We start from the raw sequence: 14,214 nt of genomic DNA on the forward strand, positions 1-14,214 counted from the left end.
TTGTCGCCTAGACGCCGCTCCCGAGGCCACTCAAAACCGTCCGGGCCTCCTCCTCGGCGCTCCGGCCGCCGGCGACGGCCAGGTCCAGGTCCGGGGTGACGCCGACGCCCTCCAGGCTGCGCCCGGCCGGGGTGCGGTACTCGCCGACCGTCAGCTCGGCGACCGAGCCGTCCGGCAGCGCCTTCGGCATCTGCACGGAGCCCTTCCCGAAGGTGCGGCTGCCGACGACGACGGCGCGGCCGCGGTCCTGGAGCGCCCCGGCCAGCAGCTCGGCGCTGCTCATGGTGCCGCCGTCGACGAGGACGACCATCGGCGTCCGGGTGTTCCCGCCCGGCTTCGCGTACAGCACCTGCTGGCTGCCCTCCATGTCGTACGTCGCCACCACCCCGTCGTCGAGGAAGCCCGACGCCGCCTCGACGGCCTCCACGACCAGGCCCCCGGAGTTCCCCCGCAGGTCGAGGATGAGGCCGTCGCTGCCGCGCGCCTCCGCCGCGGCCCTGCGCACCTCCGCGCCGCTGCCGCGGGTGAAGCTCTCCACCCGGATCACGGGGGTCGCGGCGCCCTCGCCCCCGGGCCTGTCATGCCGTACGGTCACGGGCTCGGTCGTCAGCTCCACCCGGCGCACGGGCCGCGTCCAGCGCCGCTCGCCGCGCTGGAGCGCAAGCACCACCGTGCTTCCGCGCGCCCCCTCGCCCAGCTCCTCGCCGCGCAGCAGCGCGACGACCTCGGTGACCGGGCGGCCGGCGACCGGGGTGCCGTCGACGGCGCGCAGCGTGTCGCCGGCGCGGATGCCGGCCTCGGCGGCCGGGCTGTCCTCGCCCACCTGGGCGATCTCCATCCGGCCGGCCCCGTCGGTCTTGATCCACAGCCCGACGCCGACGTACTTGCCCGCCAGCATCTGCTGGAGCGACTCGTACTCGCGCGCGCTGTACGCCGTCGACCAGCGGTCTCCGCTGCGGCTGACCAGTTCGCCCGCCGAGCCGGCGGTGCCGCCCCCGCCGGCCCGCGGCTCGTAGTCCTGCTCGTCGGCGACGTGCCCCGTGAGCACCTTGGGCGGGCGCTCCGCCTCACCCGGCCAGGACCCGGTGGCGGCGCCGGTGGCCAGGACGCTGACGAAGACCAACGTCAGAGAGGCCCCGCGGCGGAAAGCGCTGCGGGGCCTGGCGCTGTCAGTCGGGCCCGACATGTCGCTGAGTGTAGGACAGCGGCGGGTGCGGCAGGGGGAGTTGGCCCCGCCACTGCACGCACGTGGCCTACGCCACACCCGCCCCGATTGTCAGACCTTGAGGTACTTCCGCAGCGCGAAGAAGGCCGCGATACCCGGCATGAGCAGCCCGATCGCGACGACGAGGGGCAGCACCCGGATCACTTCGTCCCAGCCGATGAAGTTGATCAACAGGATCTTGTCGGCCAGCCAGTTGTCGATCAGGAAGTGCTTGCCGCCGACCAGCAGTACGGCCGCGAAGCTCGCGCCGATCAGCCCGGCGACGGCGGCCTCGACGATGAACGGCAACTGGATGTAGACGCTGGACGCGCCCACCAGCCGCATGATGCCGGTTTCCCGCCTCCGGCTGAACGCCGACACCCGTACCGTGTTGACGATCAGCATGATCGCCACGACGAGCATCAGCGCCATCACACCGATGGCCGCGTACGTCATGCCGTTGAGCAGGTTGAAGAGGCTCTCCAGCACATTGCGCTGGTCCTGCACCTCCTGGACGCCGGGTCTGTCGGCGAAGGCGCTGGTGATGACCTCGTACCGCTCGGGATCCGTCAGCTTGACGCGGAAGGACTCCTGCATCTGGTCCGGCGTGAGGGAGGACGCCAGCGGCGAGTCGCCGAACTGCTCCTTGTAGTGCTTGTACGCTTCTTCGCTGGACTCGTAGTGCACGCTCTCGACGACGTCGAGGGCCTTCAGGTCGTCCTGGATCTCCTTCTTCTGCTCGGCCGTCACCGCACCCCGCTCGCAGTTGGGCGAGGTCTCGGCGTCCACTTCGTTGCAGAAGAAGATGGAGACGTTGACCTTGTCGTACCAGTAGCCCTTCATGGTGTCGACCTGCTTGCCCATGAGCCAGGAGGCCCCGAACAGGGCCAGCGACAGGGCCACGGAGACGATCACCGCGAAGGTCATCGTCAGGTTGCGGCGGAGACCTACACCGATCTCCGAGAAGACGAACTGGGCGCGCATGCCCGTCCTTTCAGCTCCGGGGGCAGCAGCTCAGTGCTGGTATCCGTAGACACCGCGCGACTGGTCGCGGACCAGCCGCCCCAACTCGAGTTCGATGACGCGCCGGCGCATCTGGTCGACGATCTGCTGATCATGCGTGGCCATGATCACTGTGGTACCGGTCCTGTTGATGCGGTCGAGCAGCTTCATGATGCCGACCGAGGTCTGCGGGTCGAGGTTGCCCGTCGGCTCGTCCGCGATGAGGAGCATCGGCCGGTTGACGAACGCCCGCGCGACGGCGACCCGCTGCTGCTCACCGCCGGACAGCTCGCCGGGCATCCGGTCGCCCTTGCCGGAGAGGCCCACGAGGTCGAGCACCTCGGGAACGGTCTTGCGGATCTGCCCGCGGGGCTTGCCGATCACTTCGAGGGCGAACGCGACGTTCTCCGCGACGGTCTTGTTCGGCAGCAGCCGGAAGTCCTGGAAGACCGTGCCCAACTGGCGCCGCATCTGCGGCACCTTCCAGTTGGACAGCCGGGCGAGATCCTTGCCGAGCACGTACACCTGGCCGTGCGTGGTCCGCTCCTCGCGGAGGATGAGCCGCAGGAACGTGGACTTGCCGGAGCCGGAGGACCCCACGAGGAACACGAACTCGCCGCGCTCGATCTCCAGCGAGACGTCCTGGAGCGCTGGACGGTTCTGCTTGGGGTACATCTTGGTGACGTTGTCGAATCGGATCACGCTGGGCTCCCTGTCGCGGTCGCAGGTGACCTTACGCGAATGCGGCGGGGGCGCGCAGTCGCCGTGGGCGGTTGGTGCGTTTCGTCACGGACAAACCGCCCCGGGTGCCGGCGGGGAATCCGTTGACACGCGCCGATTCGGTCCGGACCTGGCACAGTGGTAGAGGGAGAAACGGAACCGGCAGTGCACGGAGAGCGAAGCGGGAGGAGGAAGCACATGACACGCGACTGGCTGGTCTGCGCGAGCTGTGCGGGGCCCGTGAGCGAGGGCCGCTGTCCCGTCTGCCGGGCGAGCAGGGAGCGCATGCGCCAGGAGAACGGCTGGCACAGTGTGACGCCGACGACGGTGTGGATACTGCTGGCGCTGCTGGCGGCCGTGGCGGCGGTGCTGTTCCTGCAGCAGCGGACGGCGTAGCGCGGCGGAGTCCGCGGGGGCGCGGGGCGTACGGCGCCCGGGAAACCCACACACGTGATCTACGTCACATCGCTTGATCGACGGTGCGTAGCGGAATGCCGGAAACCGCCACACAGCGCTACGGAAGACGCGGAAGGGCCCGGAGCGATTCGCTCCGGGCCCTCGTGTCGCCTGTGCGGCGGGGCTGCGGGTCAGGCAGCCGACTCGTTGCGGGTCATCAGCCGCGGCAGCAGCCGGAAGCCGACGCCGCCGGCAATGATGCTGGCCGCACCCACGAGCAGGTACGTGGTGCCGCTGGAACCGGTGTCGGCGAGCTGCTCCTGCGGCTCGCTGTCGCCGGCCGGCGAGGGCTCGCTGCCGCCGGAGGTCGACTCGGCCTCGCAGATCACGCTGTCGCCGTCCAGCTCGCAGTCGGTGTCGCCGCCGCCGGTACCGCCGGTGGTCTGCTGGCCGCCGGTGGTCTGCTGACCACCGTCGTCGCCGGAGCCGCCGTCATCGGCACCGCCGTCGGTGGTGCCACCGTCGTCCGTGGTGCCGCCGTCGTCGGTCGTGCCACCGTCGTCGGTGGTCCCGCCGTCGTCCGTGGTGCCACCGTCGTCGGTGGTCCCGCCGTCGTCCGTGGTGCCACCGTCGTCGGTGGTCCCGCCGTCGTCCGTGGTGCCACCGTCGTCGGTCGTGCCGCCGTCGTCCGTGGTGCCACCGTCATCGGTGGTCCCGCCGTCATCGGTCGTACCACCGTCATCGGTCGTGCCGCCGTCGTCGACGCCACCGGGGCCGGCGACGTCGCCGCCGCTGTCGGTGTCGCCGATGCCGGCCACACCCGCGATCGCGCTGACCTCAAGTCCGTTGCCCTGGCGACCGTTGTCGCCGCCGTCGTCGCCGGTGGCCTGCGCGGCCCCCGCGGCGGCGAGCGAGGCTCCGCCGGCGATCAGCGCGCTGGCGGCGATTCGCGCCACCCGTACACGCACCTTGTTCGTCATTGCTCGCTACCCCCAGTAGCCGTACTCGTCAGTGGGCTGGCGTCGGTACGGGGCCTGTTCGCGGCGGGCTTACCCCCCTGAGTCACACGAACCCCACACACCTGCAGAAAGCTCGGCGGCAAGCCTCTCGGGTATTCGCTGGAGCGTCAAGCGAGTTGAGACGGGGTTGTACCTTTTCCCAGCCAATGTCCGGGGTAAGTGGTGCACGACTGTGACACTCGCGCCGGGACCCGCAACGCCCGCGGTCAGCCGTGGAATTGCAGCGGAAGGACCGGGCCGCGGACGCGCTCCCGCGACCGGCGGATATCAGCCCTCGGCGGCCGCCTGCTCCTGCTGCTTGCGCCAGCGGATGCCCGCCTCCAGGAAGCCGTCGATCTCACCGTCGAGGACCGCCTGCGGGTTGCCCACCTCGTGCGTCGTACGCAGGTCCTTGACCATCTGGTAGGGCTGCAGCACGTACGACCGCATCTGGTTGCCCCACGAGCCGGCGCTGTCGCCCTTGAGCGCGTTCATCTTCGCCTGCTCCTCCTCCTTGCGCTTGGCGAGCAGGCGGGCCTGGAGCACGCGCATGGCGGCGGCGCGGTTCTGGATCTGCGACTTCTCGTTCTGGCAGGAGACGACGATGCCGGTCGGCAGGTGCGTGATGCGGATCGCGGAGTCCGTGGTGTTGACGGACTGGCCGCCGGGTCCTGAGGAGCGGAAGACATCGATCCGGATCTCGTTCTCCGGGATCTCGATGTGGTCGGTCTGCTCCACGACGGGCAGCACCTCGACGCCGGCGAACGACGTCTGGCGGCGCCCCTGGTTGTCGTACGGGGAGATGCGCACCATGCGGTGCGTCCCCTGCTCGACGGAGAGAGTGCCGTACGCGTACGGGGCCTTGACGGCGAAGGTCGTCGACTTGATGCCGGCCTCCTCCGCATACGAGGTGTCCAGCACCTCCGTCGGATAGCCCTTGTGCTCCGCCCAGCGCAGATACATGCGCTGCAACTGCTCGGCGAAGTCCGCGGCGTCCACGCCGCCCGCCTCGGCGCGGATGTTGACCATCGCCTCGCGCTGGTCGTACTCGCCGGACAGCAGCGTGCGCACTTCCAGCTCCTCGACCGCGCGCCGGACGTCGGACAGCTCGCCCTCGGCCTCGCGCTGCGTGTCGGCGTCGCCCTCGCTCTCGGCGAGTTCGAAGAGGACCTCAAGGTCGTCGATCCGCCCGCGCAGCTCTTCGATCTTGCGCAACTGGCCCTGGAGGAGGGAGAGCCGGCTGGTGACCCGCTGCGCGTTCTCCGGGTCGTCCCAGAGGGCGGGGGCCGCCGCCTCCTCTTCGAGCGCGGCGATGTCGGTCCTCAGCCTGTCGAGGTCGAGCACGGCCTCGATGGACTCCATGGTGGAGCCGAGGGCCTTGAGCGATTCGGATACATCAGGTGCTGCCACCCCACCAGAGTACCGCTGCGCGCTCCGACCGCAGGTGGCGCGTATCCGCGGACCGGGACGGAGTCAGGGTTCCGAGGTGGTGGAGCGGTCGCCGCCGCCGCTCCCGCCCCCGCCGTCGTCGCCGCCCGACGCGACCAGCCAGCCGCCGACGCCCGCGAGGGCGATGACGACCGCGGCGACCGTGAGCTTCAGCCGCTTCGCCCGGGTCGCGGTCGCGCGGGCGGCGCGGGCCGAGCCGGGCCGCGGCTGGCCGGCCAGCCGCGGTACGCGCGCGGTGCCGCGGGCGCCGCCGGCCAGCTCGTCGGCGCTGGGCATCCGCATGCTCGTGTGGGTGTCCCGGTTGGAGTCCGGGGCCGCGGACCGTACCAGCGGGACCGAGCCGCGCAGCGGCCGGCCGCCGGCCCCGGTCACGCCCGGCTCGCCCGCGGTGGCGAGGGCTCCGGCCGGGGCCGTCTCGCGGTCGCCGCCGAGCCGCATCGTGTGCGGCGACCGGCCACCCGCCTCGTCCGCGCCGTCCGCCGACTCCTCCACGTCCAGCGGCGGCAGCCCGTCCAGGTCCGGCAGTATCTCCCGCAGCCGGGCGGCCAGCTCCACCGCCCGCAGCCGTGACGCGGGCGCCTTCGCGAGGCACTGCAGCAGCAGCTCCCAGAGTTCGTCGGGGATGCCGGGCAGCGGCGCGACGGTCTCCGTCACGTGCCGGCGCAGCACGGCGCCCGGGTGGCCGCCGCCGAAGGGGGTGAAGCCGGCCAGCAGCTCGTACAGCACGGTGGCCAGGGCGTAGATGTCGACGGCCGCGCGCGCGGGCAGGCCCTCGACGATCTCCGGGGCGACGTAGTCGGGGGTGCCGATGACGCGGCGCTGGGTCGGCACCCGGGTGCCCGCCGCCGTGCCGCCCCGCCCGCGGGGGGCGGGCGGGGGCTGGGGGGCGCGGCTGGGGGCGTCGATGAGCTTGGCGACGCCGAAGTCGGTGAGCAGCGCGGGCGGCGCGCCGCCCGCGCCCGCGGGGGCGTCGGAGTCCAGCAGGACGTTCTCGGGCTTGACGTCCCGGTGGACGAGGCCCACGGCGTGCGCGGCGGCGAGGGCCTCGGCGATGTCGGCGGCGATGGCGACGGCGGCCTGCGGGAGCAGCCGGCGGTCGCGCTCCAGCCGGGTGCGCAGGTCCGTACCGCGGACGAGGTCCATGACGAGCGCCAGGTCGCGGCCGTCGACGACGAGGTCGCGGACGCCGACGACGCGCGAGTGGTCCAGGCTCATCAGCGCGGCGCGCTCCCCCAGGAAGCGCTCGACCAGCTCCCGGTCCTCGGCCAGGTCCTCGCGGAGCAGCTTGATGGCGACCGGCCCGTCCGGGCCCTCGCCGAGCCACACCGTGCCCGCGCTGCCGCGTCCGATCACCTGATGGGCGGCGTACCGGCTGCCGATTCTGCGTGCCATGACACAAAGCTACGCGGCGCCACGGGCGTTGGGTGCCGGACCGGCGCGGAAACCCCCCGTGGGTGTCGACTTGTCGGCATGCTCACAGGCCAGGGGGCGGTTCGGGGCCCGGGGAGCCCTTTCTGTCACCGCTCCACCGCGGTCACCGGTCCACGGAAGCCGGCCCGTCGGTCATGGGCGTTCCGGTTACTGGCCGCCGTTCTTCAGGCCGTCGATGCCCTTCTCGACGTCGTTGACACCCGAGTCGATGTCGTCCTTCGTCTTCTGGGCGTCGTCGGCGGCGTCGTTGAACTCCGAGATCCAGTTCTTGAGGTCGGTGGCCCAGTCGGTCATCTGGTCCCAGAAGCCCTTGCCGTCCGCGATCCAGTCCTGGACGGGGGTGAGCTCCCAGATCAGCCACGAGCCGACGACCAGGATGAGGACGGTGAAGAGGCAGCCCTTCAGGCAGCCGAGTCCCGGGATGCGCATCGGGTTCGCGCTGCGCCGCCGCTCGCGCGGGGGCTGCGGCGGGGGCGCGGGGGGCTGCGGGCGGGGCTCGTAGCGCTGGGGCGGCGGCTCGCGGCGCTGCGGCGGGGCGGCGTACGCCTCGGGCGGCGGTTGCCGGCGCTGGACGCGCCGCGGCGGGCGGCGGCGCAGCGGGTCCTCGCTGGGGTCGAGGTAGCCGATCTGCTGGGTCTGCTCGCCGCGGTCGCGGGCGGCGCGCATCTGGGTCTCCCAGGGGTGCGGGCCCTCCGGCTGCGGCGGCCCCTCGGTGACGGGCATCACACGGGTGCCGTCCTCGGACCCGGGGGCGCCGGGCCCCTGCTGGGCGTGCGCGGCGGCGCCCGCGCCGGCACCGGCCGCGGCTCCCGCGGCGCCGGCGGGCAGGACGCTGGTGGCGGCGTTCGGGTCGTACGCGCCCTGCTGCCCGGCGGCGCTGCCGCTGCCCCCCGGGAGGATCTGCGTGGGGTCGGACGCGCCGGCGCCGGTGCCCGGGACCTGCGCGGGGTGCGGGTCGGCGGCGAGCAGCGCGGCGACGCCGAGGGCGGCGGTCGCCTGCTCGGGAGCGGCGCCGGCGCCGATGCCGGCGGCCACGGTGCGCAGGCCGCGGGCCAGGTTCTCGGCGCTGGGGCGTTCGTCGGGGTTCTTGCGCAGGCAGGACTGGACGACGGTCCACATCGGGTCCGGCAGGCCGGGCGGGCGCTGCGCCTCCTGGTTGAGGTGCTGGTGGAGCACCTCCAGGGCGGAGCTGCCGCCGAAGGGCGGCCGGCCGGTGAGCAGCTCGTACAGCAGGATGCCGGCGCCGTAGACGTCCACGGCGGAGGTCTGGGGGCGGCCCTCGGCGGACTCGGGCGCCACGTACGCGGGCGTGCCGACGAACTCGTGGGCCCGGGTCAGGCCCGGGGAGTCCGCGAGCCGGGCGATGCCGAAGTCGGTGAGCATCGGCTGCATCCGGCCGGTCCCGTCGGGCCCGGTGCCGCCGGCGAGCAGCACGTTGGCGGGCTTGAGGTCGCGGTGGACGATGCCGTCGGCGTGGCTGGCGGCCAGCGCGTCCGCGATCTGGGCGGTGAGCAGGGCGGCGCCCACGGGCGTGAAGGGGCCGTTGTCGCGCAGGTAGCGGTGCAGGTCGGGACCGTCGACGAGGTCCATGACCAGGGCCAGCAGATCGCCCTCGACGACCAGGTCGCGGGTGCGGACGATGTTCGGGTGGGTGAGGCGGAGGAGCGCGGAGCGCTCCCGCAGGAACCGCATCACCACGTCGGGGTCGCCTGCCAGCTCCTCCTTGAGGACCTTGATGGCGACTACCTCGCCCGGGCTGCCCGCCACGGCGGCTTCCGCCCCCGCCGTCTCGCGCTGGCGGCCGCGCCACACGGTGCCCGTGGCGCCGCGCCCGAGCGGCTCTTCGAGGAGGTACTTGCTGCCTACCGGCCGCACGTCATGCGCTCCCTGGTCTGATCGTTCCTGGCGGCCCGCGGACCGGTCGGTCCGTGCGCCATCTGCACCACTCTAGTGGCGTCACCGCGGCGCCCGCCGGGGTGAGGCGGGACCCGGGGTCCGGCGTCCCGGTCCGCCCCTGGCCACCGGTTTTCCGGAAGGCGCCTCCTGTTTTGTGCCGTTCCCTCGCCCGCCGGGTACCCGCATCGCCGCGCTCGTCCCGGTGCCCCTGCGGACGCCGTATCCGCGCACGGCATCCGCGCACGGCGCCGTCCCACCCGTGCCGTACCGCCCTATCGCCCGCCCGCGGTCGTTCCGTGACGCCTGTGCGAAGGAAGGACGTCAGCCGCCGGTCGTTGGTTGCCCCGTAGGGCTGATGAAGACGTCAACAATGGTCCGTAACGGCGACTTTTAAGTCGGAGTCGGGGCAGGAAGCGGCCATACAAGATCCGCCAACACCGGTCTCGCAGCGGGCTGTCGGTGGGAGATGGGAATATGACGGCGGCCCTCGAATCGGCCTGCCCAGGGAAGGGAGCGGTGACCGGCATGCAGATCCGGCTGACCGTCCAGGCGGCGCGCGGCGCCGCCGCCCGCGGTCGCGATGTGATCGTCACCGCACCTGCCGGCACGACCCTGGGCGCCGTGGCGGGCGGTCTCCTGGACGCCGCCGCGGCCGCCGCGAGCGGCGGCGGGGGCACCGCGGGCGGCACGGGCGGCGGCGCGGGCGTCGCGGTCTACGCGGGACAGCGGCTGCTCGACCCTGACCGCGTCCTCCTCGGCGAACCCCCGCTGGTCGACGGCGCGGTCCTGAGCCTCGGCGGCCCCGCGGACCCGGGCCACGGCCAGCCCCCGGCGGCCGACACGGCGGCGGTCACCAGCCTGCGGGTGGTGGCGGGCCCCGACGCGGGCGGTGTCCACCTGCTGCACGGCGGCCAGATCCGGATCGGCAGATCGGCCGACGCCGACGTCCCGCTGGACGACCCTGACGTCTCGCGGCTCCACTGCGCGCTGACGGTCGCCCCGGACGGCAGCGTCACGGTGGCGGACCTGGGCTCCACGAACGGCACGACGATCGACGGGGTGGCGGTGGGCACGACCCCGGTGCCGCTGCGCGCGGACGCGGTGCTGCGGGTCGGGGAGTCGGCGCTGCGGATCACGGCGGGGCCGGGTTCCGGGTCCGGGCCCGCGGGCGCGGGCAGGGCGGAGCACGGGGGTGGACCGGGGGCCGGGGCGGCGGAGCACAGCCGGGTCCCGGAGCAGCGCCGGCCGGAGGATCAGGGCACGACGGCGGCGGGCCTGGGCAGCGGCTGGCCGGCGGGCGGCGGCCCGGAGTACGGGGACGGCGGTGGGTGGGACGCGGCCCGGGGCGGCGCGGACGTGGACCCCGAGCACGGCGGACGTCCGGGTGCCGGCGGCGCCCGGTCCGGCAAGGCGCCGAGAGGCGCGGGCCCCGCCCGCGGCGGCGAGTCCGGCGGCGGGCGCCCGGGGCGGCGCGGAGGTGGCACGGCCGCGGGAGCGGACCGTACGCACGCCGGTGCGCACGGGATACACGGCCGGACGGACCCCGACGCGGTCCGCGGGGACGGAGACGCGGCCGGTGAGGCGCGGGCCGCGCGCGGCTCCGCGTGCGGCGAGGGAGACGAGACCCCCGGCGGGAGCGGATCGGGCACGGGAGCGGACCGCGCGCACGGCGGCCGGACGGACGGCGGCGGATACCCGGGCCCGGCGCGCGGTGACGAGGACGGCGCGCGCGTCCACGGCTCCGCCGCGGCGGACTCCGGGTACGGCGGGGCACGCGTCGCCGCCGACGGGAGCGGGCCCGCCGCGGGCGCGGAACCGGGGTACGGCGGCGGGGACCTCGCCGCCGAGCGGGTCGGACATGCGGCGGAAGCAGATCCCCGGGAGGGCGCCGCGGGGCACGGTGCCGCGGAGTCCGGTGCCGGGCGGGCCCGCGGGCGCACCGCCGCCGAAGGGGCGCGTGCACCGGGCGCGGCCGCCCCGCGCAGGAGCGGTACGCCGACGCGGGGCACGGTCGTGCCGCCGGAGCTGCGGTCCCGCGGCGGGGCGGCGGGAGCGGCTGCCGTACCGCAGCCGCCGCGGCGCGGGATCCGGGCGTGGGCGCGGCGGCTCGGCGGCCGGGAGGAGGCCGCGGAGCCGGCGGCCGGCGCCCCGGCCACGGCCCGTACCGCCTCCGGGCCCGGCGAGACCACCGACCTGCACGAGCGCTACCCGGACGCCGCCACCGTCCTGCTCGCGGCCCTGGCCGGCGAGGCGGCGTACCGGCCCGGCTTCCTCTACGCCCCGGACGACACCCCCGCGCACCACCCCGCGCACCCCGCAGGCGCGGGCGGACTCCCGCGCCCCGGCCCGGACGCGGGCGCTCCCGGCCTCCCCGGTGCCGCCGACGCCGCCGCGGGCGTCCCCGTACAGCCGGGCGCCGCCGCGGGCACCACCACGCGCGCGGGCGGCACCGCCCCGCGGGGGCTCGTGTTCCGGCGCGGGAGTGCGCACGCCGACGCGCTCGTCGTGCGGCTGGGGACCGAGTTCCGCCCCGGGGGCGGCACCGTCCCGCTCACCGTCGACCTGCGGCGGGCCGGGTCGCTCGCGCTCGCCGGGCCACGCGGGCGGCTCGCCGGGCTCGCGCGCTCGGTCGTGGCCCAACTCGCCGCGCTGCACGGGCCCGACGTCCTGGAGCTGGTGCTGATCGCCGCCGATCCGACCCGGCCGCACGAGTCGCGCGTCGAGGACTGGTCGTGGGCCGGCTGGCTCCCCCACGTGCGGCCACGGCAGGGCCAGGACTGCCGGCTGCTGCTCGCGTACGACCGGGAGCAGGCCGCCGCGCGCGTGGGCGAGTTGCAGCGGCGGCTGGAGCAGCCGGTGCCGGGGACGCGCAGCGTGGTCGTCGTCGACGGTGATCCGGGGACGGCCGCCGTCCGCGACGCCGTCGCCCTGCTCGCCGAGCGCGGGCCCGCCGCGGGCGTGCACCTCGTCTGCCTCGCCGAGACCGCACCCGCCACCCCTGCCTCGCCGTTGACGGCGACGTACGCCGCGGCGAGCGGCGCGGCGCCCGGCTTCGCCGCCTGCGGCGCGGTCGGGCTGCTCAGCGGCGACGTGGCCACCAGCCTGCGGCTCCTCCAGCGCCCCGCGGCGGCGGCACCGGAGGGTGACGCCGCGGAGCCGGGCGCCCCCCGGGCCGCGGCGGCGCCGATGGGGCCCGCGGAGCCGCCCGCACCCGGTCCGTACGCCACCGCGCACGACGACGCCGCCGGCTCCTCCCCCTCGACCTCCTACGGCACCGGCCGCGCCCGCCTCGGCGGCGACGGCTCCGCGGCACCCGCGGAACCCGCCGCGGCCGGCGGCTGGTTCGAGGCCGCCGCCTCAGGGCCCGCCGCCGCGGGACCGGCCGGGACGGTCGACGCCGTGTCCGCCGCGTGGGCGGAGCGGCTGGCCCGCGCGCTGGCCCCGTACGGCGAGCGCGACGACGCGGACGGCATCCACCCCGCCCGCCGCGGTGCGCTCCCCGGTGCCGTACGCCTCCTGGACGAGCTGGACCTCGCCCGCGCCACCCCCACCGCGCTCACCGCCCGCTGGCTGGAGTCCCGTTCGGGCGCCCCGCGCGTGGGCGCGGTGCTCGGCGCGGGGCCCACCGGGCGGCTCATGGCCGACCTCGCCGCCGGGCCGCTGGCGGTCGAAGGCGCCGCGCGGGGCGGCAAGTCGGAGCTGCTGCGCTCGTTCGCCGCCGCGCTGGCGGCCGGGGAGCCGCCGGAGCGGCTTCAGTTGGTGCTCGTCGACGGCGCGGGCCGGGAGCGGGGCGACGCGCTCGGCGCGGCGGCGGACCTGCCGCACGTGTCGGGGTATCTGGTGGCGTCCGACCCGGTGCGGATGCGGGAGTTCGCGCAGGAGCTGTGGGCGGAGTTCAAGCGCAGGGCCGCGCAGCACGCCCCGGGGGGCGAACCGGCGCCGCAGGGCCCGGCGATCCCCGGCCCTCGCGCGGCGGGCGACCCGCGCCCGGGCGGCGCGGCGGACATACAGGCCGCGCAGAGCAACACGCTGCGGCTGCGCCCCAGACCGGCCCCGGAGGAGACGCCGGTGGCCGGAGCACGGGCCGAGTCCGGCACGATGCCGGCGGCGGGCGCGGGCGCGGGGGCAGGGGCACGGACCGGGACCGGAGCGGGCGCGGGTACGGAAGGCGCCGCCGATCCGGTGGCCCGCGCCGCCGGCGGCCGGGGTACGACCCCGCCCCACGGCACCCGGACGCCCGCACCGCAGCAACGCCCGGGCGCCACGCCGCCGCACGGCACCGCGGCCCCCGCGTCCGCCACCGCGCCCGCCGGGCGGCGGGGCGCGCCGCCCGCCGTCGTGCTGGTCGTCGACGACTACGACGCCCTCGTGGCCCCTGCCCTCGGCAGCCCCGCGCGGCCCGCCGCCGGGTCCGTCGTCCGCGTCGTCGAGGCCATCGCCCGCGACGGCGGCCCTCTCGGCATGCACCTCGTCACCGCCTCCGCACAGCCGGAGGCCACCGCCGCCACCGCCGCCGTCTCCGGCGCGGCGCACCACGTCGTGCTCGGCGGCGAGGACGTGCCGCCCGGGCGCGGGCTGTGGTGCGCCGCCGGGGCGGAGCCGGTGCCGTTCCAGGCGGCGCGGGTCACCGGCCGGATCCCCCGTACGGCGACCGCACGGCCCACCGTCGTGCCGCTGGAGTGGGCCCGCATGGGCTCACCCCCGACGAGCCGCCCCCTGCGTGAACTCGGCAACGGGCCCACGGACCTGGCCCTGCTCGCCAGCGCCCTCCAGCGCGCCGCGGGCACCCCGGCCGCCCAGCACGACACCCGCACCCCGTCTCCGTAGGACCCGCGGCCCCCGCCCCGGCCGGCCCGCGTCTGCACGCGGCGGCCGCGCGGCGGGCACGTACGCCTCTCGCACGCTTCGTGCGCGCCCGTCCGCGCACGCTCCTGCCCTCAACGCCCCACTCGCACCATCCGCCCCACCCGTCCCCCCCAGCAACAATCTGCCACCCCAGAAGTCCCCGCCGTCAACCCACCGCAACCGGCCTCCTTCCAATGGCCGAACTCTCCCGTCACGCCCCACGACCGCAGCCGTTTCTCTTCAAGTAGCCCTCCACCAGCGGTTTCTGCGCCT

9 protein-coding genes are annotated in these 14,214 nt (G+C 75.5%); 2 read left to right on the forward strand and 7 right to left on the reverse strand.

The features are described from left to right. Positions 1-7 precede the first annotated feature (7 nt). The 3 genes from FB457_RS14550 to ftsE all read right to left on the reverse strand — a co-directional run bounded on the left by FB457_RS14550 (position 8) and on the right by ftsE (position 2,908). A complete protein-coding gene (locus FB457_RS14550) occupies positions 8-1,123 on the reverse strand; it encodes a S41 family peptidase (RefSeq protein WP_047016033.1) in 1,116 nt (371 codons plus the stop codon). Positions 1,124-1,276: 153 nt separating this feature from the next. Continuing rightward, positions 1,277-2,188, reverse strand: a complete 912-nt coding sequence (gene ftsX, locus FB457_RS14555) for a permease-like cell division protein FtsX (RefSeq protein ID WP_047016034.1) — start codon at positions 2,186-2,188, stop codon at positions 1,277-1,279. A 30-nt stretch (positions 2,189-2,218) separates the two neighbouring features. Next, positions 2,219-2,908 (reverse strand): cell division ATP-binding protein FtsE, encoded by a 690-nt coding sequence (gene ftsE, locus FB457_RS14560; RefSeq protein WP_047016035.1) that lies wholly within the window; start codon positions 2,906-2,908, stop codon positions 2,219-2,221. A 216-nt stretch (positions 2,909-3,124) separates the two neighbouring features. On the opposite strand from ftsE, the gene FB457_RS14565 reads away from it, so the two are divergent. Then, positions 3,125-3,322, forward strand: a complete 198-nt coding sequence (locus tag FB457_RS14565) for a hypothetical protein (RefSeq protein WP_078898242.1) — start codon at positions 3,125-3,127, stop codon at positions 3,320-3,322. A 191-nt stretch (positions 3,323-3,513) separates the two neighbouring features. Here FB457_RS14565 and FB457_RS14570 read toward each other — a convergent pair whose 3' ends face one another. The 4 genes from FB457_RS14570 to FB457_RS14585 all read right to left on the reverse strand — a co-directional run bounded on the left by FB457_RS14570 (position 3,514) and on the right by FB457_RS14585 (position 9,075). Next, positions 3,514-4,278 carry a hypothetical protein gene (locus FB457_RS14570; protein ID WP_145782137.1) on the reverse strand — a complete coding sequence of 255 codons (765 nt, stop codon included), beginning with the start codon at positions 4,276-4,278 and terminating at the stop codon, positions 3,514-3,516. A 330-nt stretch (positions 4,279-4,608) separates the two neighbouring features. Then, complete coding sequence (gene prfB, locus FB457_RS14575) at positions 4,609-5,730, reverse strand: peptide chain release factor 2 (RefSeq protein WP_052770300.1); 1,122 nt, start codon at positions 5,728-5,730, stop codon at positions 4,609-4,611. Positions 5,731-5,793: 63 nt separating this feature from the next. Continuing rightward, on the reverse strand, positions 5,794-7,161 hold the full coding sequence (locus FB457_RS14580; RefSeq protein ID WP_186461980.1) for a serine/threonine-protein kinase: 1,368 nt from the start codon (positions 7,159-7,161) through the stop codon (positions 5,794-5,796). 186 nt (positions 7,162-7,347) lie between these two features. Next, positions 7,348-9,075, reverse strand: a complete 1,728-nt coding sequence (locus tag FB457_RS14585; protein ID WP_047016038.1) for a serine/threonine-protein kinase — start codon at positions 9,073-9,075, stop codon at positions 7,348-7,350. A gap of 546 nt (positions 9,076-9,621) precedes the next feature. On the opposite strand from FB457_RS14585, the gene FB457_RS14590 reads away from it, so the two are divergent. Further along, positions 9,622-13,923, forward strand: coding sequence for an FHA domain-containing protein (locus FB457_RS14590; RefSeq protein ID WP_145782164.1), 4,302 nt, complete (start codon positions 9,622-9,624; stop codon positions 13,921-13,923). The last annotated feature ends 291 nt before the right edge of the window (positions 13,924-14,214 follow it).

This window comes from Streptomyces sp. CNZ287 (assembly GCF_007827615.1).

What these genes read in the sequence shown, in the direction of transcription:
- FB457_RS14590 (WP_145782164.1), top strand. Translation starts at nt 9,622, where the DNA reads ATGCAGATCCGGCTGACCGTCCAGGCGGCGCGCGGCGCCGCCGCCCGC.
- ftsX (WP_047016034.1), bottom strand. Translation starts at nt 2,188, where the DNA reads ATGCGCGCCCAGTTCGTCTTCTCGGAGATCGGTGTAGGTCTCCGCCGC.
- FB457_RS14580 (WP_186461980.1), bottom strand. Translation starts at nt 7,161, where the DNA reads ATGGCACGCAGAATCGGCAGCCGGTACGCCGCCCATCAGGTGATCGGA.
- FB457_RS14565 (WP_078898242.1), top strand. Translation starts at nt 3,125, where the DNA reads ATGACACGCGACTGGCTGGTCTGCGCGAGCTGTGCGGGGCCCGTGAGC.